The 22,315-nt window shown below is 59.4% G+C and carries 22 protein-coding genes and 1 pseudogene; 10 read left to right on the top strand and 13 right to left on the bottom strand.

What is annotated here, in order from left to right; translation table 11 throughout:
• Positions 1-17: 17 nt before the first annotated feature.
• From FBX97_RS00370 to FBX97_RS00390, 5 genes and pseudogenes are all read right to left on the bottom strand, one after another.
• A complete protein-coding gene (locus tag FBX97_RS00370) occupies positions 18-1,952 on the bottom strand; it encodes a response regulator (RefSeq protein ID WP_185748409.1) in 1,935 nt (644 codons plus the stop codon).
• Between the two features lie 10 nt (positions 1,953-1,962).
• Positions 1,963-3,450, bottom strand: a complete 1,488-nt coding sequence (locus FBX97_RS00375; RefSeq protein ID WP_141828290.1) for an ATP-binding protein — start codon at positions 3,448-3,450, stop codon at positions 1,963-1,965.
• 72 nt (positions 3,451-3,522) lie between these two features.
• Positions 3,523-5,313, bottom strand: coding sequence for a sensor histidine kinase (locus tag FBX97_RS00380; protein ID WP_141828291.1), 1,791 nt, complete (start codon positions 5,311-5,313; stop codon positions 3,523-3,525).
• Positions 5,314-5,450: 137 nt separating this feature from the next.
• Positions 5,451-5,750: pseudogene (locus FBX97_RS00385) on the bottom strand (EamA family transporter); the annotation flags it as partial.
• Between the two features lie 81 nt (positions 5,751-5,831).
• Positions 5,832-6,035 (bottom strand): hypothetical protein, encoded by a 204-nt coding sequence (locus FBX97_RS00390; protein WP_141828293.1) that lies wholly within the window; start codon positions 6,033-6,035, stop codon positions 5,832-5,834.
• Between the two features lie 489 nt (positions 6,036-6,524).
• Here FBX97_RS00390 and FBX97_RS00395 point away from each other — a divergent pair, with 489 nt between their 5' ends.
• Positions 6,525-7,571 (top strand): DUF2806 domain-containing protein, encoded by a 1,047-nt coding sequence (locus tag FBX97_RS00395; RefSeq protein ID WP_185748411.1) that lies wholly within the window; start codon positions 6,525-6,527, stop codon positions 7,569-7,571.
• 54 nt (positions 7,572-7,625) lie between these two features.
• Here the strand turns inward: FBX97_RS00395 and FBX97_RS00400 are convergent, their stop codons facing one another.
• Entirely contained in the window at positions 7,626-8,288 is a 663-nt protein-coding gene (locus FBX97_RS00400; protein WP_141828295.1) for a recombinase family protein, read from the bottom strand.
• A gap of 154 nt (positions 8,289-8,442) precedes the next feature.
• Between FBX97_RS00400 and FBX97_RS00405 the strand changes: the two genes are divergently transcribed.
• From FBX97_RS00405 to FBX97_RS00415, 3 genes are read left to right on the top strand one after another with little or no spacing between them, the layout of a single operon-like run.
• Positions 8,443-9,480 (top strand): hypothetical protein, encoded by a 1,038-nt coding sequence (locus tag FBX97_RS00405; protein ID WP_185748412.1) that lies wholly within the window; start codon positions 8,443-8,445, stop codon positions 9,478-9,480.
• A 33-nt stretch (positions 9,481-9,513) separates the two neighbouring features.
• Positions 9,514-10,002: a Pycsar system effector family protein gene (locus tag FBX97_RS00410; RefSeq protein ID WP_141828297.1), complete on the top strand. Its 489-nt coding sequence runs from the start codon at positions 9,514-9,516 to the stop codon at positions 10,000-10,002.
• Between the two features lie 9 nt (positions 10,003-10,011).
• On the top strand, positions 10,012-10,716 hold the full coding sequence (locus tag FBX97_RS00415) for an adenylate/guanylate cyclase domain-containing protein (RefSeq protein WP_141828298.1): 705 nt from the start codon (positions 10,012-10,014) through the stop codon (positions 10,714-10,716).
• Positions 10,717-10,781: 65 nt separating this feature from the next.
• On the opposite strand, the gene FBX97_RS00420 is transcribed toward FBX97_RS00415, so the two are convergent.
• The 7 genes from FBX97_RS00420 to FBX97_RS00445 all read right to left on the bottom strand — a co-directional run bounded on the left by FBX97_RS00420 (position 10,782) and on the right by FBX97_RS00445 (position 15,341).
• On the bottom strand, positions 10,782-11,318 hold the full coding sequence (locus FBX97_RS00420; RefSeq protein ID WP_141828299.1) for a hypothetical protein: 537 nt from the start codon (positions 11,316-11,318) through the stop codon (positions 10,782-10,784).
• Positions 11,319-11,438: 120 nt separating this feature from the next.
• Entirely contained in the window at positions 11,439-12,734 is a 1,296-nt protein-coding gene (locus FBX97_RS00425; protein ID WP_141828300.1) for a primase-helicase family protein, read from the bottom strand.
• Positions 12,709-12,942, bottom strand: coding sequence for a hypothetical protein (locus FBX97_RS00430; protein WP_141828301.1), 234 nt, complete (start codon positions 12,940-12,942; stop codon positions 12,709-12,711). The genes FBX97_RS00425 and FBX97_RS00430 overlap by 26 nt, the downstream gene beginning before the upstream one ends.
• Positions 12,935-13,105 (bottom strand): hypothetical protein, encoded by a 171-nt coding sequence (locus FBX97_RS29405; protein ID WP_185748413.1) that lies wholly within the window; start codon positions 13,103-13,105, stop codon positions 12,935-12,937. The genes FBX97_RS00430 and FBX97_RS29405 overlap by 8 nt, the downstream gene beginning before the upstream one ends.
• A 361-nt stretch (positions 13,106-13,466) precedes the next feature.
• The gene (locus tag FBX97_RS00435; RefSeq protein ID WP_221631712.1) at positions 13,467-13,724 is read right to left on the bottom strand and encodes an AlpA family transcriptional regulator; all 258 of its coding nucleotides are present in this window, start codon (positions 13,722-13,724) and stop codon (positions 13,467-13,469) included.
• Between the two features lie 70 nt (positions 13,725-13,794).
• Positions 13,795-14,295, bottom strand: coding sequence for a hypothetical protein (locus FBX97_RS00440; protein WP_141828302.1), 501 nt, complete (start codon positions 14,293-14,295; stop codon positions 13,795-13,797).
• Positions 14,292-15,341, bottom strand: a complete 1,050-nt coding sequence (locus FBX97_RS00445) for a site-specific integrase (protein WP_141828303.1) — start codon at positions 15,339-15,341, stop codon at positions 14,292-14,294. The genes FBX97_RS00440 and FBX97_RS00445 overlap by 4 nt, the downstream gene beginning before the upstream one ends.
• Positions 15,342-15,439: 98 nt before the next feature.
• Between FBX97_RS00445 and dusA the strand changes: the two genes are divergently transcribed.
• The 6 genes from dusA to FBX97_RS00475 all read left to right on the top strand — a co-directional run bounded on the left by dusA (position 15,440) and on the right by FBX97_RS00475 (position 22,062).
• On the top strand, positions 15,440-16,444 hold the full coding sequence (dusA, locus tag FBX97_RS00450; RefSeq protein WP_185748414.1) for a tRNA dihydrouridine(20/20a) synthase DusA: 1,005 nt from the start codon (positions 15,440-15,442) through the stop codon (positions 16,442-16,444).
• Positions 16,445-16,695: 251 nt separating this feature from the next.
• On the top strand, positions 16,696-17,532 hold the full coding sequence (locus tag FBX97_RS00455) for a glycosyltransferase family 2 protein (protein ID WP_185748415.1): 837 nt from the start codon (positions 16,696-16,698) through the stop codon (positions 17,530-17,532).
• On the top strand, positions 17,529-17,924 hold the full coding sequence (locus tag FBX97_RS00460; protein ID WP_141828306.1) for a GtrA family protein: 396 nt from the start codon (positions 17,529-17,531) through the stop codon (positions 17,922-17,924). The genes FBX97_RS00455 and FBX97_RS00460 overlap by 4 nt, the downstream gene beginning before the upstream one ends.
• 47 nt (positions 17,925-17,971) lie before the next feature.
• Positions 17,972-20,074, top strand: coding sequence for a hypothetical protein (locus FBX97_RS00465; RefSeq protein ID WP_141828307.1), 2,103 nt, complete (start codon positions 17,972-17,974; stop codon positions 20,072-20,074).
• Between the two features lie 12 nt (positions 20,075-20,086).
• Entirely contained in the window at positions 20,087-21,109 is a 1,023-nt protein-coding gene (locus tag FBX97_RS00470) for a glycosyltransferase (protein ID WP_141828308.1), read from the top strand.
• Entirely contained in the window at positions 21,106-22,062 is a 957-nt protein-coding gene (locus FBX97_RS00475) for an NAD(P)-dependent oxidoreductase (protein ID WP_141828309.1), read from the top strand. Before FBX97_RS00470 ends, FBX97_RS00475 begins: the two co-directional genes overlap by 4 nt.
• The last annotated feature ends 253 nt before the right edge of the window (positions 22,063-22,315 follow it).

Here is a 22,315-nt window from a genome sequence, read left to right on the forward strand (position 1 = left end):
CGCGCTTGCCGGCCGCGCTAGGACGGCGCGCGCGGCACGGTCCTGGCCCGCTCCAGCACCTCGAGCAGCTGGCCGAAGTCCACGGGTTTCACCAGGCGCGCATCGAAACCCGCGCTGGCGCTTTGCGCATGCTGGTTTTCGCCCCAGCCGGTGACGGCGATGATGCTCATCGTCTCGCCCCATGCGTGTTCGCGCACCCGGTGCGCGACTTCGTACCCGTTCAGCCTCGGCATGCCGATGTCCAGCAGCAGGATGGCCGGCCGGCGCTGCTCCGCCAGGTCGTAGGCGGCCTGGCCATCGTAGGCGGTGTGCACCTGGTAGCCTTCGGCGCGCAGCAGTTCGGACAGCAGGTCGGCGGCATCGACGTTGTCGTCGGCCAGCACGATTTCCGAGGGATGCAGGCCGGGTGAGGGCAGGGGGGCCGCTTCCGGCGTGGCGGTATGCGTCGCTTCGGCGAGCGGCAAGGTGACCCGTACCCGGGTACCGAGTCCCGCACCGGCACTCGACGCGCATACCGAGCCGCCATGCAGTTCGACCAGGGAGCGCACCACGGCCAGGCCGACGCCCAGTCCGGGCTCGCCGCCATGCATCTTGGTGTGGCCTTGCGCGAACATTTCGAATACGCCGCCGAGACGCGCGGCTTCGATCCCGACGCCGTTGTCGGCGATCTCCAGCACCGCATTGCCGTCTTCGTGCCAGGCACGGATTCCGATCTCGCCGCCGGGCGGGGTGAACTTGGCGGCATTGTGCAGCAGGTTGCCGATCACCTGGGTCAGGCGGACTTCGTCGCCGTCGACGACAAGCGGCTCGGCGGCCACGGTCTGGGTGGTCCGGTGCTGCTTTGCCTCGAATGCCGGACGCGCATTCTCGTACGCGATGTCGATGATGGTGCGCAGGTCGGTCGGCTTCAGGTCCAGCTCGATGCGGTTGCGCGTGATGCGGCTGACATCGAGCAGGTCATCCAGCAGCTTGCCCATGTGCGTGGTCTGGCGCTCGATGACATCCACCGCCTTGGCCATCTGCGGCGGCGGGGCACTGCGGCGCAGCATCGCCACCGAGTAGCCCGACGCGGCCAGCGGATTGCGCAGCTCGTGTGCCAGGATCGCCAGGAATTCGGTTTTCTGGCGGTCGGCTTCCTGCAGCTCCGCGCGCTGGCGTTTCAGGTCGTCCTGGATCGCGACTTCGGACGTGATGTCGCGCGCGCTGCCGACCACGAGTACGGCAGCCCCGGCCTCGTCGTGCAGCACCTTCGCGGTGGACGCGATCCAGCGCGTCACGCCGTCGGCACCCAGGGCGCGGAACTCGACGCGGTAGGGCCGGATGCCGCGCACGGCGTCGTCCCAGGCGGACAGCACTGCCGGGCGATCGTCCGGATGGATCGCCTCGGCCCAGTCGTGGACGCCGGCGTGCACGAAGCCGGGGGCGTGGCCGAACATGGGACCGAGGGCATCGGAGTAGCTGATCTGTTCATTGCGCAGGTCGACCTGCCAGCTGCCCATCCCGGCGGCTTCCAGCGTGATCTCCAGGCGTGCCCGCGCCACCGTCTCGCGCACGTGCGCTTCCTCCAGCCGCTTGCGCTGCTGCGCCCGTTCGACGCAGGCGCGCACCGTGAACGGTACGCGCGGATAGTGCTTGACGGTCTTGGTCACATAATCGTCCAGCCCATCCTTCATGGCGGCCACGGCGATTTCCTCGCTGCCGCTGCCGGTGAACATGATGACCGGACGCTCCGGGAAACGGCGTTTCAGTTCGTGCAGGACCGTGATGCCATCGCTCCAGCGCAACTGGTAATCGGTGATGGCGACGTCGAAATCTTCATCGAGCATGTGCTCGAACGCTTCCGCAGTCCCCGCATGCAGGACCCGCGGATCGTCGAGATCGAGCTTGAGCTGGCGCTCGACCAGGGCGCGGTCGTCCGGGTTGTCGTCGATCAGGAGGATGCTCAGGCCCATGGTCTCGTCCTCATACGGCCGGCAGATCGATGAGGAAGGATGCGCCGGCATCCGGCGCCGAGATGACGCCGATGCCGCCGCCCATGCGTTCGAGGCCTTTCTTCACGATCGCCAGGCCGATGCCGGTGCCGGGGAATTCCTCTTCGCTGTGCAGGCGTTCGAACACATTGAAGATGCGGCTCTGTGCCTCGAGCGGAATGCCGACGCCGTTGTCCTCGACGGCGATGCGCACCAGCGCGCCGCAGCGCAGCGCATGGATGCGCACATGCGGCACCCGTTCCGGAGGCACGAACTTGACCGCGTTCGACACCAGGTTGGTCAGCGTCTGCACCAGCGTCTGGCGATGCGCCTTGACGACGATATCGGGCGCCACGTCGATGTCGATCCGTGCCCGTGCGTAGCCGGGTTCCGCTTGCGACATGAGCTGCATGTCGCGTACGGCGTCGATCACCGCCACGGCGTCGATGGCGATCTCGGTGCGCGACAGGCGGGCAAACTCCAGCAGGTCGACAACCATGGTATCGACGCGCCGCGTCACGGCTTCGATGCGCGTGACGTACACGATGAACTTGTCCAGACGGCCTTCCTGGTAGTCCTCCTTGAGCGCGTTGGCGTAACCCTGGATGGTGCGCAGCGGTTCGCGCAGGTCGTGCGAGACCGAGAATCCGAAGGCCTCGAGCGCTTCGTTGGCCTCCTGCAGCTGGCGCGTGCGTTCGGCAATGCGCTGTTCCAGCTCGGCGTTCAGGCGCAGGATCTCCAGATTCGCGCGATGCAGCGGCGTGAAATCCTCGACGATGCCGTCGACCGCATCGTGGCCGTTGACGCGCACGCGTACCAGCTTGACCGTGCGCGCATGCCCGCCCTGAGCCAGGTCGCCCAGCACCTGCAGTTCGGCGGTGGCCAGGGTGGTATCGAGCCGGCCCAGTTCCTGCCGGATCCGCACGATCAAGGGGTGCGCTTCCAGGCCGTCGGCGTGCCCGGGCGCCAGGTCGAGCATGGCCCAGAAGGCGCCGTTGGCCTCTTCGAGCCGGCCCGCCAGCGACATGCGGAACACCCCCAGCTGGATGTTTTCCAGCAGGGCAGCCAGGCGGGTTTCGGTGCGGATCGCACGGGCCCGGATCTCGGTGCGGTCCAGGCAGGTGCGTACCGAGACCGGCAGCCGCGCGTAGTGGCGCGGACTCTTGATCACGTAGTCGTCCAGGCCATGCTTCATGGCTTCGACTGCGATCTCCTGCGTGCCGGTCGCCGTGAACATGATCACCGGCATCTGCGGCGCGTGCGCCTTGATGTACTTCAGCACATCCAGCCCGGTGGTCCAGCGCATCTGGTAGTCGGTAATCACCAGATCGAACGGCAGGTCGCTCGCGGCCACTCCCTCGAAGCCATGACGGTCGCCTACCTCGGTGATCGCGCAATCGCTGAAATGGCGTTCGAGTTCGCGGCGTGCGAGCATGCGATCGTCGGGATTGTCATCGAGCAAAAGGACGCGAAGTGTCATGGAACAAGAAATGGATTACGGGAGGTGCAGGCCAGCAACGCCCTAGTATAACTGTATTGTCAATACTCCCGTCTAGGCCTCGTGCGGCGTCCCCTGTTTCTCGGGGGGCGGCCTGAGCGACAGGACAGCCATGGCACCCCCGCCCGGCGCCTCCTCCATGCGCACGCTGCCACCCATCCAGTCGACCGCCTTGTGCACGATGGCAAGCCCGATCCCGGTGCCCGGATAACGCTCCTGGCCATGCAGCCGTTCGAATACCCCGAACACGCGGTCGCGGTCGGCGGGCGAGATACCGATCCCGTTGTCGGCGACCTCGACCCGGATGCGGTCTTCCGCTGCGTGTGCCCGCACCAGCACCCGGGGCGCCACGCCCGGGGCGACGAATTTGATGGCATTCCCGATCAAATTGTTGAACACCTGGACCAGCAAGGCCTCGTTGCCCAGCACCGCCGGCAGGGGCGAGGCCACCTCGATGCGGGCGCCGCTCGCTCCGATCTGGGCTTCCAGGTCCGCCAGGGCAAGCTGGACGGCGCGTTCGAGATCGACCGGACCTTGCGGCAGATCGCCGCGCGTCAGCTTGCTGTAGTCGAGCAGGTCGGAAATCAGGCGGTCGAGCCGGCCCACGCCACCGTCGATCCGCTGCAGGAACATACGGCCGGTCGGGCTCAGGCGCGGGGTCTCGTCTTCCAGCAGGGCCGAGGCAAAACCCTGGATGTTGCGCAAGGGCGCGCGCAGGTCGTGCGCCACCGTGTGCGCGAAGGCGTGCAGTTCCAGGTTGGTCTCGGCGAGCGCCTCGGTGCGCTCCAGCACGCGCTGCTCCAGGGTCTGGTTGGCCTCGTTCAACTTGCGCTGGGCGTCCTTGAGGCGCGTGATGTCCATGGCGGAGATGACGGCGCCGCGTGGACGGTCATCGATCAGCACCGGGTAGCAGCCGGCGATCCAGTCGTGCTCGGCGTCGGGCCCGCCCGCCGAGGGGGCGTGCAATTCCACGTTGAAACGGGGCGTACCGGTGGAAATCACGAGCCGGTAGATGGAGCCGACCTGTCCATCGGCGGCAGCGTTCTGGCCGACGCGGAACACGTCCTCGAAAAGCCGGCCCGCGGCATCGGCTTCCGACATGCCCAGGAACTTTTCCGCCACGGGATTCATGAAGCGCACCCGGCCGTCGAGGTCGACCGCCACCACGGCTTCGCCGATGCTGCGCAGCGTGGCGTCCAGCCGGGCACGCTCGTCGATGAGGATGACGGCATCGCGCCAGGCCAGCCAGCGCACCAGCACCAGCAGCGCGATCGACAGCGCGGCGACCACCGACACGGCAATGATGACGCGTATCTGGTCATTCCTGAGCTGCATTTCGCGGAAACCGAGCAGGCGCTCTTCCTCGGCACGCAAGCCGGCAGCCTGTTTCAAGATCGTCGTGCGCGTCGCCGCTGCGGCGTGGCGCTCCTCCAGCGTTTGCTGGCCGGCGTCGGCAGGGTCGGCCAGGGCGGCTTGCAAGGCGAGGGTGTGCCGGTCGAGCGTTTGCCTGTACGCCTGCAAGGCATCCTGCTGGCGCGGGTTGTCACGCGTCAGCCCCTGCAGCTTCTGGACGGCTTGCGGAATGGCGTTCAAGGTACGGTCGAGGGCAGCACGATCTTCCGCATTTTCTTCGAGCAAAACGGATTTCTGTAAAAAATCCGCTTCGTGCACGAAAGAAATGGTCATTTGCACGTGCTCGAGCACTTCGCGCGTATGGATGACCCAGCGCCAGGAGTCCCAGATATGGCGGATGCTGCTGGTGAGGGTCCCCACCATGACCACGAGGACCAGGATGCTGGCGATGGTAGCGTAATCGATGAAGAGGCGGGTTCGGCGGATCGGCATGGTTGCTGGGCACTAAAGTCGCTCGGGCCGTCCGGTCCTGCTGCACACGCCTGTGGAATCGAACCCCCATGCGGAGAAATTATAGTCGTCCGGCCACGACCATAGCGCCTGTTACGCTCAGTCAACGCATCGCCGTCCTATCGTTTGAAGGCAAGCAGGAGGACACCCGCAGCAACCAGACCGATACCGGCCCATTCGCGCAGCGAGGGGCGCTCTCCCAGGAACACCACGGCGAATACGGCGACCAGCACGAGACTGAACTTGTCGACCGGCGCCACCTGCGACGCCTGTCCGATCTTGAGGGCGCGAAAGTAGCATACCCAGGACGCGCCGGTGGCGAGCCCGGACAGCAACAGGAACAGCCAGGTACGCGCGGGCAGGGTGAACGGATTCGACCACTTGCCGGCATAGGCGACGAAGGCCGCCAGCACGGCGAGGTTTGCAAAAATGTAATCTGCGCGACGGTTTCACGTTAACCAGGGTATGGCGATTGCGCCGCCGACCTTGGCCGGCCGGGGTTAGCGGAGCCGGCCGCTTTGCCTTATCATGTCGGCTTCCGTCGCCAAGCGACAGTCCTGCTGTTTCCGCATGAGTTCCCAGATCGAGATTCCTGAAGGCGCTACGCCTTCCGCCGCAGCCATGCCGACGCCGGCACGCGGCTTGCCCAGCCGCCGCCTGTCGGTGGCCCCCATGATGGACTGGATATAAAAACCAGCATTCATGCGGCTTTCAAGGCTGTCGTGTGCATTCTGTGTGCGATCATCGATTAGCGTTTAGCTGAAGGCAGCAGCCCAGGGAAAAGTTTCCAGGCTTGAATTTTTACCAAAAATTTTGGCGAATATGCCTGTCGCAGCAACAGGACAGTGGATTTTGAATATTCGTCAAGAGCCAGCGGCTGGCTGAGCGTAGCCAGCACGCTTGACTAATACCCGTCAGTATCCGTAGAAATATTCGTGGGAGCGCTCCACCGTGACCGGGCAGAGGGAGTGCCAACTTAGCAGCCAACGCCGCTATAATCTCTTACGCAGTTTTAGAAAACCTAACAAAACCCCTAACTTGCTCTAGGAGCAACAACCTTGTACACTGAGCCATTCTGATCGTCCACAAAGGCTAGGAACAGCCTTTTGACGATGTCACTTTCCATGAACTCGCGCTTCCGAACATCGTGGGTAGAATCAAGGGCGGGAGGAACAATCACAAAAGGGGCAGGCGTGAGCGAGCAAAACACGGACGACGAGCAGGGAAGTGACGGCAATGAAGATAGTGGGCGACTGCTTAGCACCGCGACAGATTTAACAGAGATGGTCGTCACGGGGGTGCCAGCCCCAATTCGACGTAGCTTGATTAAGGTACTCGGAAGACTGACCACGGCTGCAGTCGAATACCCGGTCACCCTACTTGAGAATGCGATCAAAGAGCGTAAGGCGGAGTCAAATGCACGCGTTCGCCTGATCGATGCTTCCAAGACGCAGATAGCGAAGCAGATGAAGGTCGATCCGGCTTACGTTCAAGCTGCCGCAAGCAAATTTGCCGAGCGTATAGTCCGTGAAAGAGTTAATGTCGATCAGATTGCCGCGCTCACTGTAGAAGAACTTACGAAACTCCAGCCGCCTCATCAGGTGCCCGATAATTCGCCAGAAGATCGCTCCGACGTCGATGAAGACTGGCTGAACGTATTTGAGGGAGAAGCGGCCCAAGTAAGTAGCGAGCACGCTCAGAAGGTCTTCGCAAAAATCTTGGCGGGAGAAATCAACCGCCCTTCGTCGTTCTCAAAGAAGACACTCAAGCTCATTTCGCAGCTTGACAACAGCGCGGCGCAGCTCTTCAGTCTTGCATGCTCGATGTCGGTGTCCTTGCAGATACCCGGGCATATTATCGATGCCCGCGTGCTTGGCCTAGGCCGTATTGGTCAGAACTCACTTGCTACTTACGGAATGCCATACGGCGCAGTTGTAATCCTGCAGGAGTACGGGTTGATCGTATCTGACCTTGCCGGATACAGCGATTACCAACTCAGTCAGGTAGTAGATGGCACTGTCTCCTTGCCTTTGACTCATCAAAACGAACACTGGGCGCTGGTGAAGCAGCAAGGGCAAGCGCGTACCGAGATGCGTCTTGAGGGTATGCAGTTCACTGCAAGTGGGCGCGAGTTGCTTTCTATCGTGGAGTTGCAGCCCGTTCCCAAGTACACAGAGGCAATGGCAGCTTTCCTTCGGAATCAATTCCAAGTCGAACTGACGAAGATCGCCAAAGCCTGACTAGCCAAATAAACAACAACGACCCATCTGTGACTGGTATGTCGAATGGTTTTGTTAGGCGTTCTTAGTCAGTAAGCGGGATACCGTGGACTTGTGCCATTCACCCCCATTGAAGGTCTTCTCTCCACGCTTCGTCAGTTCTGCGGCGATCTGATCCAGTGTCATACGCTGTCCTTTCAGTCGCTTGATTTCGGGGACGAGTCGAGCAGCGAATGCAGCCGCTTTTGCAGCGTTAGTGGCTTGTCCCTTCGCCTGCGCTTCGCCCAGGTTGGTACGGTTGCCCAGCACTACCCCTTGAGCCTTCTTTGCAGCTAGCGCAACCTTGGTGCGCTGGCTGATCATCTTCCGCTCCTTCTCTCCTAGAGCGGCATACAAGTGCAGAACGAACGGGTCAACTTCTGTGCCTAGCTCGGCAACGATGAAAGGGACACCTTTCGACATCAAGCCCGAGATAAACGCCACATCACGGCTGAGTCTGTCCAGCTTTGCGACGATCACCGGGCATTTCAGCTTCTTGGCCTTAGCCAGTGCAGAGCGGAGTCCTTTGCGTTCATCAATGCCTTGAGCGCCGCTTGCGACCTCTGAGAACAGTTCAATGATGTCGAAACCTTCCGCAGCGGCGAAGTTGCGGATTGCCGCTTCCTGAGCAGCCAAACCAAGGCCTGATTTACCTTGCTCGGAAGTAGAGACTCGAACTAGGGCCACTGCTGTTTTCATAGCTAGGACTCACATTTTCTATGTCGTTGCAGTGATTATACGTCCGTATAAAGGTCTCAACAAGCTAAAAAATGTTGGTTAGCAGTTGCGTTGGTGCTAATATGATTGCAAAAATGAAATTGAATAACCTAGCCACTTTTCTTATTTCTCGAACATGACGAATTACGAAATTCTGAAGCTACTAAACGACAGTAAGGATGACATAAATAAACACGAAGTTTTCATAGAGAAACTTAGAATTCTTTCTGCTAACAATAATAGGATGATGGAACTGTTTGCTGAAATCTCTGGGTTCAACCAGCAGCAATCAAGCTACCTTAGTGCCTTACAGAATGAAATTAGCGCTGTTGTGCAGTATATGCATAGTTTTAGCTCGCGAATGTTTTTCGAAAACTCAATGAGCATATCGAATATTCTTAAGGCGTTGGTAGACGCTTTGCCGAGTTCGGGTCGCCCGATGACTATGCTGTTATACGAACTTAATTGTCTTCAAGATGCTTATGATGAGTTCAAAAGTAAGCACTCACAGGCGAAGCTCATGCCGCTAATTGAACATGCAAATAAGTTCATTGAATATCTTGATCTATTCTACGAGTACGTAGAAATGACAGATGCAATGCTAACTTCGAACGAAGAAGCGGCGGAAGATGCGGGGACGTTTGAACTTTATATGCCAGCAACATTAACCTTTGAAGATTTTGTCTCGCGTCTCAAATCAATAAAAGAAATTTATGATGAGCTTTGTTTGCTTTTGAATGTTTCCCCAAGTGCTCATCCGTTAAGAATAGCTAAAGTCGAATCTGGTAGTTTGTGGGCTAGTCTGTTCGGTGATTCCAAAGTGACTGCGTTGATGAATGATTTCATACGCGGCGGAGCCAACTACTTAAAACGCAATTACACAACAGAGGGTAAACTGGCTGCAATCCCAGGGACCGTCAAGACTATGGATGAAGTTCTAGGATACACAAAGAAGTTAAAGGAGGCCGGTGTGGATGTAAGCGACACAGAGGCCGAACTTGCGAAAGGAGCACTCCTAATCGCCAAGAACATGAATAATCTTCTTGCACGTCAGGCGTCAGTTGTGGTGAGCGGCGAGCTAATTACGCTTGTAGAAGGGAACGATCAAAAAGCACTTGAATTCCGAAACATGCCGAGACTGGAAAATGATAACGGTAAGGCTGATGGAGAGTAATCACTATCTCGCATTGAGTCTGATGTGCAAACTATGGAAAATACTAAAGACCGGCTAGTAACTGCGCAGTGGGTGTTCGAACGACAACTTGCTTGGATTGCTGCGGCTGAAGTTAAGCTAGCCGTAGTGATCGCCATTGATACCGCACTTTTAGGTGGACTCGCAGCCGCGTATAGCAGTGCGACGACTCACACTCATTGGACAATCTTGCTAAGCGTATTTTCCACTCTGGCGTGCTCGATTGCGATGTTCTGTGTTTCAATGGCAGTCCTTCCAAGACTCCAAGGGCCTAGCACTTCGCTCTTATTCTTCGGCAAAATCCGCGAATTGGATATTGACGAGTACAGCAGTAAATATGCAGTCGCAACAGATCAACAACTACTCGAAGACTGGACCGCGCAAATACACCGAAATGCTGACATTGCTTGCCTCAAGCATATATGGGTTCGTCGTTCAGTGCTATGGTCTTTTATTGCGGCGCCAGCGTGGATCATAGCGATTGGTTTGCTAGTAAAATTTTAAGGGGCAGGAATGGCCTTACTTGAAGACCTAAATGCCAGAGTAGGAGAGATAGTCAGAACAGCTTGGGGAAACATCCCAAATCCTCGCGTCATCCCAACGCCCGCTGATCTGACATTTGGAAACACCGGTGAGCGACTAAACGTCACCATGTTTTATGCTGACATACGTGGTTCGACTTCAATGGTTGACACGCTATCTGATACAAGGGCGGCAGAGTATTACAAAGCATTTTTGCATTGCGCTGCTAAAATAATCAAGGCAAACGATGGGGCTATTCAGGCCTATGACGGTGATCGTGTCATGGCGGCGTTTGTAGGGGAGCGACAGGCAGACAATGCAGTGAGAGCGGCAATGCAAATCAATTTCGCTGTGCTGAAAATAATCAATCCCCAATTCGACGCACTTTACTTAGGTACTCCATATACCCTTCGTCATACTGTCGGGATCGATAGCGGTCAAGTTTTGGTTGCTAAAACAGGAGTACGTGTTGATAGTGATCTGGTATGGGTCGGATCAGCCGCAAACTATGCCGCCAAGCTAAACAGTTTTCCCGGATCAGATCAAGCATGGCCGACGCGTATAACGGAACCCGTATTGTTGGCATTAAGCCATTCACGTCTTTACGATGTAGATGGTGATGTTATGTGGGCTGGCCCGTACAACGATATTAAACGCTCACATTATCGTTCGGCTCATTGGATGCCAATTTATTGAATTGTTTTAGTTAGAGTGTCGAATCTTCCGTTTTCACTCCGTAAATAAAGTTTTGCCGAGAGAATTTAATATCTAGCCCAAGTGAAGCAAATAAAAAAAGCATTTAAGCCTTGGAGATTTTCAAGCGATAGCATGAAGATGCCGTTACGGGCGCAGCGGCGTTCTTCGTTTAGATCGACTTGCTTCTCGTAGATCAGCACGAGCGGCGTGTTTGATGGTAGCTGAGCGGTCTTGCAAGCCATCGTTTGGATACTATGGTGCCACGCATTTTCAAGCTCCCTGTAAGGCCGTTTATCCGGGTCTAGGAACCCTCTAGCAATGTCTTCGTCTACCTTTGTCATTGCTGCGATTGCTGCAAGTTTGGTCTTCTTGCCATTCATCCTATGCGCCTTGAATTCAGCGTAGAAGCCGGTTGCTTCATGGATGAAGTCGGGCATTGCTTCGTACTCCGTGCCTTCGGCGTCAACGAACTTCTGCGGGAACTTCTGTTCATGCGGCACCCAGCCGTGGGGGTACAGCTTGAATGAGGCCTTGGCTTCTGCGGCTGATTTGTGAATCTTGCCCGTGACGCCCACGAACTTGGCTTTACTGTCGTATTTCATTTCTGCTCTCCTATATCGTTGACTTCAGTGCGAAAGAACGCACTTCGTATAAATTAATAAGTGCGGATGCACCCTTGCACCCTTGCACTTCGTTAGACACCTTGATTTCTAGGGCGCTATTCAAAATGGCGACCCTTGCATCTCCCTTGCACGACCCTTGCACCACTCTTGCACGTCTGTAGTAGTGAGGCCCATCGGGTAGTAGTACGTGCCGCGTCCGATGCCTGCAATCTGAATCTGGCTCTTCGTGTAGCCCAGCTTTTCCATGATGCGAGGAACATGGGACGGGCTGGCGTTTGGTAGCCCGTCTGCTCGGAATGCAGCTTGCAGTTCAGCGAGTGTGAAAATCTCGTTGTCCTCGATGAACCCTGCTGCAAATTCTTCGTGTGGGTTCACGCTTAGGGCCAGCATCGCCTTGAGTGCCTGCGACTCTGGCGGCCGCTTGTGATTGAAGCCCGTCAGGTCATACTCCATAAGCCAGTTGTAAATCGTGTCTAATGCTCCAGGACTCTTCACCCACGCATCCAGTGCAGCAATGAACTGTTGTGTCTCGGTGGCGTCAATGCGATGTCGCAGGCGATCAAAGACCAGCCAGCGTCGCTCGTCAGGATCAAGGTACAGCGGGCGTGCTTCATTCGATGCCAGAATGAAGCGCGTGTAGCTGGGAACCATCTTGCCTTGTTGCTGTTTCCGTTCGACGTACTGACGTTCTTCAGACAGAATCGATTTCAGCTTGGTTTGCGTGCTGTCGCTCGCTGACTTGCAGTCGTCCAGCAGCACTAGCAAACTCGTTTCCAACATGGTCGAGAAGCGGCCCATTACCTTGTCGTAGGAGGCGGCGACCTCGACGTGTAGCAGCAGGGGATGCAGGATGTGTTCCACAACATACCCTTTGCCTATGCCGGGTTCGCTCGGCCACATCAGATGCCAGGATGGGCGCTCCCATGGCTTCTGGAAGCAGTGGGCGATCCACTGCAAGGCTTGACCTCGTTTCACGGAATCGGGGATCAATCGTTCCCAGAATTCGTGCCACAAAGGGCTTACGTTGGCGCTGGTACTGGCTGGCTGATATTTCCGGCACGTATTTACATAAGTGAGCCTCGCTTGTGGATCGGTTGAGTATTCGCCGCCGCGAGGGTCGAACTTATGGCCGACTACGTGCACCAGTCCCTGAAGGATGTACCGACTGCCGGGATAGGGCGCTTCCTTGCGCTTCGCCCTGCACCAACGGTCAAAGTCCGATTCAAGAAACGTCGCGTACAACGTGTCTCCGGTCAGACGATTGAAGAGACGGGTCTGATTCGATGTGCTGTCATCGATAGCGCAGAATCTGCGGTGCTTCAGGTCAGTCACATACTCTGCAATGATTTCCTTTTGTTCGCGTGTTAGCTCAGGCCTTGGGGACGCTGTTTGCATGGCTGTTATCCTTTCGTGTGCCTCGGTCGGCGAGTTCAATTAGATGCTGGATCACTTGCGATCCACCTTGGCGGTTAGCTACGCAGATGCGTTGCAATGCCTGCCATGTTTCAGGCGGGAGGTATAGCGCCTGTCGTTCCAGCGTCATGCCTGCTTGCGTTACGACGCGTTGACGGCGAGTGCCTGCAACACCAATCGGGTTAGTCATGATCACCTCCTTGTTCCTGTTCGGTTGTGCTCGCCAGTTGCTTCCCTGCGCTGAACGCGGCGAGGTTTGTACCATTCCACTTCGGGAAGTCGTTCGGGAGTTGGACGCCCAGTGATAAGCAGAAGCCAATAAGCAAGGCGATTTGTGGTTGAGTTAGGTTCATTGCTATGTCCTTTCAAAATGCGGCGCCGCGTACGAACGAAGTGACACAAGCTCAGCGTCTTGTGTGCAGACGAAGCAAGGGCTGTCGGGTTGAACGACGTTCGATGTATGCAGCGCGTGATGTTACGAAGCCGTAAACCGGGAGATAAGCACTCTGTGCAATGGCCAGGGGCGATTGCCCTCAGAGTAAAATTCAGAGTGCCTAAAACAGGTAAAACGGGTACTTTCTTATAGTGCGACCATCAACAAATCATCCTGATTTGCGTGCGGATTTTTCCGCCTGAATGGACGAGTTTGCTTAGCAAAAGGTGTCATGACTATAAGTGCTGATAGAGTTGGTTGTTCTTCTATCGCACTTTTGGTCACAGAAGCTGGTCCTTTGCTCTGATACTCGTGCGCTTTCGGACGCGCCTGTCGATGTAGGCTTGCACTGCCGCGATGGGATATAGGTAGCTTCTGCCCAGCAAGACGTACTCTGGGCCTTCGCCGCGTTTCCGCCAAGCTTCGAGCGTTGTAAGCTTTACCCCGGCAAGGGCAGCAAATGCGAGTTCGTCAAGGCAGTTGACGAGCCGGGCAAGCTCAGTCGTGTGGGTGGACGGGATGCTGTGTTCTGCGTTCATGATTCCTCCTGTGTTGTTTGGAGGACGTACTGTACAAATCGAAAAAGCAGCATCCCGGCTGTTTTTCAATTTAGTTTGGTTTGTACCTGTTGGCGTAGTTTCTTACGGTCGCCTCTGTAACACCATACTCTCTCGCCAGTTCCTTAACGCGGCCACGCTCAGCGCGTCCGTTATGACTTGCCCAGTAAGCTTTGGCGATCCGCATGGCTTCTTGCTCGTCACGTGCACGAGGTTTCGACGCACGCTCGCTCTGGGATGTACTGTAGGCTTCAGCTTTCGCCATTGCTTGCGCTGCAATGATGGCATGTCGTATCTGTCCAAATACCGTCACGATCTGTCGCTGACGCATGATGAGAAGCGGCCAATCTTCTGGTGCGGCATCATTTTCTTTGTCGGGATGCAACATCTTGCCGTATGCTTGGCAGGTCATTACAAAGAAGCGATGCTGTTCATCCGTATCAACGAGGTACGGCTCTATCCAGTTGAGTGCCCGCAACGCATGTTCCCAGAACTGGTGGGGTGTGCCATCTTGTGGAAAGGTATCAAACGGGTTTGGGGCTGCTGTAGTCATGCTGCTTGCGTCTCCTTGCTGCTGAGTGCTTTTAATGCCGCGTGTACGTCCTCGGCCTTGGTATGGGTGTATCGCTTTAACTGCGTCCAGGTCTTATGCCCAGTGATGAGCGCAACTTGTGGGATTTCTAACCCCAAGCGGAATAGGTCACTGGTTGCCTTGTGGCGTAGATCATGGAAGTGAAGATCGTCAATGCCGAGCTTGGCGCAAGCACGTGTAAAGGCCGTGCTGACGCTTGATGCTGCATATGGAAAGACGCGTCCGGCTTTACGTTCTGACAAGATCGGTTCGACAATCGCCCACGCATCAGGAAGCAGAGGGACGGTTTGATTGTTGCCCACCTTCTTGCGAGGGTCTTTCCGATCGCGAATGACGACTGTCCGCTTTTCGGTATCGATGTCGTCTAATAGGATCGAGCAGATTTCCTCTTGGCGCATGGCGGTAGCAAGAGCGAATGCGCAGAGCATCGCCATCGGAATTTTCTGTCGCTTGTTATCTCGCCAATACGCAAACAGCTTTTCAAGCTCTGCCGGTGTTGGTTCGCGCTCTCGCTCGTTGCTTCGCGTGTTCACTTTGCGGGCTGTAAGATCCCGCCGTGCGTCGCGTGCGAGGTCAGTAGGTACGTCCAGCTTGCGGGAATGCTTACCCCATTTCAGAATCGCACCGAAGAAGGACAGGTCAGCAGCAATCGTTACGCCTCCAGCGCCAGCTTCCAGCCTTTTGTCGATGAAGTCTCGTAAGTGGATGCTATTTATACGCTTCAACGGGATGCCGCCAAGCTCCCGTTTTAACATGGCGTGGGTAGTCTGCTTCGTGCGTCCGCCCATGTTACACTCGCGGGCGTAGCCGTCGATTAGGTCGCCTACACTGTAGCCTTCGGGAACTGGCTGATAGCCGCTCGCGACGATGTGTTCTGCTTGTACCTCGATCTGCTGTGCCCATGCCTGAGCCTCCCGTTTCAGGGTGAACGTCTCCCCGCGATACATTCCACCTTTGCGGACCTGCGCCCGCCATTTTCCACTTGGAAGCTTTGTAAACGTAGCCATCGTGTGCAATTTCTGTGTGTCAAGTTATGCCCCGATTATGCTCCAGTTGATCCCCTTTGTGTGCACTTCGTGTGCACTTAATGCTGCAAATATGCAAAATGAACGATAAAAAACACAATAAAAACAATAGGTTACTAAGTGTTGCCCCGATGATGGACTGGACCGACCGCCACTGCCGCGTCTTCCACCGCCAGATCACCCGCCACACCTGGTTATATACGGAGATGGTGACCACCGGCGCCCTCATCCACGGCGACGTCGAGCGCCACCTGCGCTACGACGACGTGGAGCACCCGGTCGCCCTGCAGCTGGGCGGCAGCGACCCGGCCGACCTGGCGAAAAGCGCCAAGTTGGGCGAACAGTGGGGCTATGACGAGATCAACCTGAATTGCGGCTGCCCGTCCGAGCGCGTGCAGAAGGGCGCGTTCGGCGCCTGCCTGATGAGCGAGCCGCAGCTGGTGGCCGATTGCGTCAAGGCGATGCGCGATGCGGTGTCGATCGACGTCACCGTCAAGCACCGCATCGGCATCGACTACAACGAGGAATACGGTTTCGTGCGCGATTTCGTCGGCACCATCGCCGACGCCGGCTGCCGCACCTTCATCGTCCATGCGCGCAATGCCGTGCTGAAGGGCCTGTCGCCCAAGGAAAATCGCGAGATCCCGCCGCTGCGCTACGAGGTCGCCTACAAGCTCAAGCGCGAATTCCCGGACCTCGAGATCCTGATCAACGGCGGCATCAAGACCGACGACGAGATCGCGCTGCACCTGGAGCACGTCGACGGCGTGATGATCGGGCGCGAGGCCTATCACAACCCGTGGCTGATGGCCGGCTGGGATGCCCGCTTCTACGGCGACGACGCGCCCGGCAAGACCCGCGACGAGGTGCTGCAGGCGATGATTCCCTACATCCGCGCCCAGCTCGAGCGCTACGGTCCCCTCGGCCTGCGCCTGAACAGCATCACCCGCCACATGCTCGGCCTGATGGCCGGCCTGCCGGGTGCGCGCGCCTACCGCCAGCTGCTGTCCGACTCGCGCCGCCTGGCTGGCGGCGACCCCGACCTCCTGCTCGAAGCCGCTGCGCGCCTGCGCCAGGCTGCCTGATCCTTCTCTCCCTCCGGCCCGTGGCGTCCGCCATGGGCCGCGTCTTTGGTGGCGCACGTCATCATTCCCCTGCAGTACAAAGCCTTGAATTCAGCGCAAGAAGCGGTGAGATAGACTTTATTTAGTTGTATCAATTGCACTACGATTATGATTTTGTGATGATAAAAATCATAATTTTCGATAAAAAATTGAACGTTTATGTATGATGGTTTACTTTCGGTCACCTCGCCAGAATTATGTCGACTCATGCCATGCCTGCCGTATCCGTCTGTATTCCCTGTTATCGCGGCGCTGCGCACCTGGGCGCGGCGATCGCGTCGGTGCTCGCCCAGACCTGGACCGACTTCGAGCTGATCGTCATTGATGACAATTCGCCGGACAACACCGACGAGGTCGTGGCCGGCTTCGACGACCCGCGCATCCGCTACCTGAAGAATCCGCAGAACCTGGGGCCGGAAGGCAACTGGAACCGCTGCCTGGACGAGGCGCGCGGCCGCTTCTTCAAGCTGCTGCCCCAGGACGACCTGATTGCGCCGACCTGCCTGGAAAAGCAGGTGGCAGTGCTGGAAGCCGACCGCGAGCACAAGCTGGCACTGGTGTTCTGCGCCCGCACCATCCTCGATGCGCGCGACCGCACGGTGATGGTGCGCGGCTATCCGAAGCGCCGCAGCGGCGTCGTCGATGCGCGTGCGCTGATCCGGCAGTGCGTGCGCCGCGGCACCAACGTCATCGGCGAGCCCGGCAGCGTGCTGTTCCGCCGCGACAGCGCCGCCCTGGCCGGCCGCTTCGACGCCAGCATTCCCTACGTGCTCGACCTCGATTACTGGGTGCGCCTGCTGTGCCATGGCGATGCCTGGTACGTCAACGAAGCGCTGGCGTCGTTCCGGGTCTCCGTCGGCTCGTGGAGCGTGCGCATCGGCACGCGCCAGAGCCTGGAGTACCAGCAGTTCATCCGCAAGCTGGCGGCAAATCCGCGCTTCCGCGCCAGTACGCCCGACATCCTGGTCGGCAAGCTGATGGCGAAAGTGAATGCGCTGCTGCGTTCGGTGCTGTACCGGGTGCTGGCCATGCACGCGGTCAAGCCATGACGCGGCTGCACGCAATCTGGCAGCAGCATCGCTGGTTGCGCTTCCTGGTCATGGGGGGCATCAACACCGGCTTCAGCTATGGCGTCTATGCGCTGCTGGTGTATTGCGGCCTGAATTATGCGGTCAGCAACCTGTGCTCGCTGGTGCTCGGCATCCTGTTCAGCTTCCGGACCCAGGCCGCCTTCGTGTTCCAGGACGCCGCACGCGGCCTGTTCATGCGCTACGTGATGGTCTGGACCATCCTGTACCTGTCCAACATCCTGATGATCGGCTCGCTCATCCGGCTGGGCGCCAACGCGTATTCGGCGGGCGCGCTGGCGATCGTGCCGACTGCCGTGCTGTCGTATTTCTTGCAGAAGTCCTTTGTCTTTACCGGGGCCAGGCGGGCCTGAAGCCCCTGGCGTGAATGCGTGGATCGCCCTCCTGTCATGAGGTGTGAATGGAACGTGCGGCAGTATTCGATGGATCGCCTGCCTTGACAGCGCGTGCGATGCGTACCGGCCTGGTGCCGGTCGCATCGCTGTTTCTTTTCCTGTGTGCGTGGCAGTGGCGCGTGGCGGGCGCGCCGGCGCTGCCGGCCTGTGCTTCGCTGGCGCTGCTGCTTGGCCTGTATCTGCTGTATGGACACGTGTTCGCGCTGGCCAGTGCGCGCCTGTTCCGCAACACCATGGGCATGCCGTTCCAGTTGCTGTGCGGCTACTTCATGTTCAACACGGCGCTGTTCGTGCTGGCCCTGTGTTCGCCCCTCGGCATGGCCCTCGACGTGGCGATCCTGGGCGCTGCCGGCGCGGCCGCGGCCTTTGCCCTGCGCAAGCGCACCGTGCCGCCCGCCACCCATGCGCCGGGCTTCGAGGCCTGGGCACCGTGGCTGGCCGTGCTGATCGCGGGCGCCGGCGCCACGATCTGGGCCGGCGATGTCCAGGCGCCGCTGCAGGCCCAGGGCGACAACACGGTCTTCAGGGTCTGGCCCGACGTCTATATCCACGTGCGCGAGATCAGCGTGTTCGCACAGGCACACGGCCTGCGGACCATCCACGACATCAAACTGGCGGGCGGGCCGGCCCCGCTCTACCATTTCGCCAGTTACCTGTCGGCCGCGGTCGTCAACGCCCTGGGCGGTGCCAGCGCGATGCAGGTGTATGCGAGCTTCCAGCTGCCGTTCGGCATCCTGCTGACCGGACTCGCGGCATATTGTCTTGTCGGCAAGGTGTTGGGTCCTTGGCCAGGTGTCGCCGCCGCCGCCGCCGTGACCCTGCTGCCGGACGGTTTCCAGCAGGGCTTCGCCAACCGTTACCTGAGCTATTACTTCATTTCCCAGGTCAACCTGGGCATGTTGTATGGGATTGCCTGCGCCGCCCTGGCCTGGCTGTTCGTGCTGGATGGCTGCCGCCGCGGGAAATTCCAGACGGTGCTGCTGGGTTATGTCTTCCTCGGTATCTGCCTGTTCTACAAGGCGCATATCTTCGTGGCGAACAGCTATCTCCTGATGATGTTCCCCGTCCTGTTCTTCACGCCGCTGCAGCGGCGCTGGCGCGTTGCGATCGGCCTGGCCGCGACGGTGCTGTTCGTGGCAGTGGTGGCGTTTTCGCAAACCAATCCACGGGTGCCGGTGATGCGCCTGGATGGCAGCGGCATCAGCGACTATCTGATCATACTGCTGCACGATTACGAGCCCGGCGCGTTGAAATCCTTCTTTACCCGCGTCTTCCTGCAAGAGTCGCACGGCAAGCCGCTACAGCTGGTCTATGTGGTGGCGATGTTGTCGCTGTCGACCTTCGGCCTGTGGACGCTGCTGCTGCCGGCGGCGGTGGCAGGCGCAAGGAAGCGGGTCGGCTTGCCACTCCTGTGTTTTCCGCTGCTGGTGGTGGCCAATTACATCGTCATGGCGGTCGGCCTGGCGCAGGATACCCGTGGCGTCGGTACGCCGGACGAATTGACCAACCGGCCGCTGGTCTGGGCATATTTCGTGGCAGCGGCCTTCGGTGCAGGCTTGCTGTACCGCAACTGGGCCGGCCGGGTGCTGCCCAACCAGCCACTGCGGCGCGGCCTGTTCGCGGCCGCACTCCTCGTGGTGGCGCTGTGCGGGACCGGGTATTCGGCGCCGGGCCTGCAGACCTTCCCCGAGCGCAAACACATGGGCACGTTCAGCGAGATGAATGCGGTACCGACCTGCCTGGTCAATGCGGGCGCCTTCATCCGTACACGCGGCAAGCCGACCGACATCATCCAGGACTCGCATGGCGACCAGCGCTTCGTGCTGACCGCGCTGGCGGAGCGCCAGTTGTACGTCGGCTCGACCGGATTCGGCGGGACCCAGCACGAGCAGGCCGCACGCCAGGACGCCGTCCTGGGCTTCATGCGCATGGATGACGCGGCCCGGCTGCAGCAATTCACGGCGGCACGCGGCATCGCCTGGTTCCTGGCCTATCCCGGACAGGTGCTGGACTGGCCCCGTGACATTGCCGAGAAGCCTGCGTATGCCTGCGGCGGCTACCGGCTGTACCGTTTTCCGAATGCCGTCCAAGCCGCTGTCAACCCATAAGCGTGAGCGAACATGAATACCCAGACCGATCCCCTGCATCAAGAAGACGTTGCCGCCCACGATGCGCCGCTGCACCGCATCTCGATCGTGATCCCCGTGTACCGCGGCGAAACCACGCTGCCGTCCATCATTGCCGAAATCGAACCGCTCACCACCCAGCGCCTGAGCCCGGAAGGCAACCTGTTCGTCGTCTCGGAGGTGGTGCTGGCGCATGACTGCGGGCCGGACCGCTCGGACAAGGCCATCGAGGCGCTGGCGCAGCGTTATCCCTTCGTGGCGCCGGTCTGGCTGTCGCGCAATTACGGCCAGCATGCCGCCACCATGGCCGGCATGGCCAGCGCCACCGCCCAGTGGGTCGTGACCATGGACGAGGATGGCCAGCAGGACCCGGCCGACATCGCCCACCTGCTGGACGCGGCCATCGCGTCGTCGCTGCAGCTGGTGTATGCGCAGCCGCTGAATCCGCCGCCGCACGGCTGGCTGCGCAACACGGCCAGCCGCACGGCCAAGGCGATCAGCACGCGGATGCTGGGCAACAAGTCGATCGGCCGCTTCAACAGCTTCCGGCTGGTCGACGGCGAGATCGCACGCACGCTGGCGGCCTATTGCGGCAACGGCGTCTATCTCGACGTCGGCCTGTTCTGGATCACCGGGCGCATCGGCCACGCCCCCATCAAGCTGCGCAATGAAATGGACCGGCCGTCCGGCTACTCCTATTTCCGCCTGTTCGGTCATTTCTGGAACCTGATCCTGACCACCGGTACCCGGCCGCTGCGCCTGATCACCATCGTCGGCTTCATCTCGATGCTGCTGGCGATCTTCCTGGCCGCGTTCGCGCTGTACGGCAAGTACGTGGGCGACGTGCCGATCCAGGGCTGGACCTCGCTGGTCACGGTGGTCGCGTTCTTCTCGGGGACGATCCTGGCCTCGATGGGCATCATTTCCGAGTACCTGGCGGTCACGATGAATATTGTCATGGGCAAGCCGCTGTACGTGGTCAGCAGCAAGCCGGTACGGCCGCTGGTGCGCGCATGAAGACCGTATGGGTGGTCGGGGCAGGGGGGCTACTGGGCGCCGCGCTGTGGCACCGCTCGACTGCGCTCGGCGACGACGTGTTCGTCCCGGGCGAGCGCCTGGCCTGGGCCGAGCGTGCGCGCCTGATAGCGCAGCTGCAGGCGAATGCCGGCGCCTTTGCGCAGCGCGTCGCCGCATCGGCTTCGCGCGCGTGGGAGGTGTACTGGGCGGCCGGCGTGGGCACGATGTCCAGCCCGGCGGAAGCGCTGATGCTCGAGACCGAGGCCCTGGGCGTGCTGCTGGAAGCGCTGGCAGCGCATCCGGCGCTGGCCGGCACCCCGGGCGCGATCGGCTTCGCCAGCTCGGCGGGCGCGATCTATGCCGGTGCGCTCGATGAGATCATCAGCGAAATCACGCCTGTGGCGCCGACCACGCCGTATGCCCGCGCCAAGCTGCAGCAGGAAGACCTGGTGCGCGCCTTCGCCGCCGCGCGTCCGGACACGCGCGCGCTGCTGGCCCGTTTCAGCACCCTGTACGGCACCGGCCAGGCGGTCGGCAAGCAGCAGGGCCTGCTGACCCATATCGCGCGCAGCATCGTGCGCCACCAGCCGGTCCAGATCTTCGTTCCCTTCGATACGATCCGCGACTACCTGCGCGTCGAAGACGCGGCCGCGCACATGATCTGCGCGCTGCGCGAGACCGGCCCGGCGCACCAGCTCACCAAGATCATCGCCTCCGAACACCCGACCACCATCGCCGAGATCGTGGCCACCTTCCGGCGCCTGGCAAGGCGCTCGCCGCGCATCGTGACCAGCGCCAGCGCGCGCGCCGGCCTGTATGGCCGGCGCATGCAGTTCCGCTCCACGCTGGCGCTGCACGGCCATGAAGACCTGCCGGCCACCAATCTCACGGTCGGCATCGCGCAACTGCTCGAGGCAGAACGGGCGCGCTTCACGCATCCGCCCCAGCACTGAACCGGCGGCGTGCACACGCCGCCGCATGTTCAAAATCCGCGACGATTCTCGTCTGCAGATCCTTTCTCTGCGTAAATTTCTTGCCATGCGGCAAGGATGCGTTTCATACTAGTGTCCTTCTCCATGCTTTGACCGTCCTCAGGACAGCGTTGGAAGCCGGTTCAACTGTTGTGTTACTGAAACAGTTTTGCTACAAAGCATCTTTGCTATCTGCAACTTTAGCAAATTGATTTATCCTGAGGGAAATACACGA

The sequence above is a fragment of the Herbaspirillum sp. SJZ107 genome (assembly GCF_006715485.1).
Taxonomy (GTDB): Bacteria; Pseudomonadota; Gammaproteobacteria; order Burkholderiales; family Burkholderiaceae_D; genus Telluria.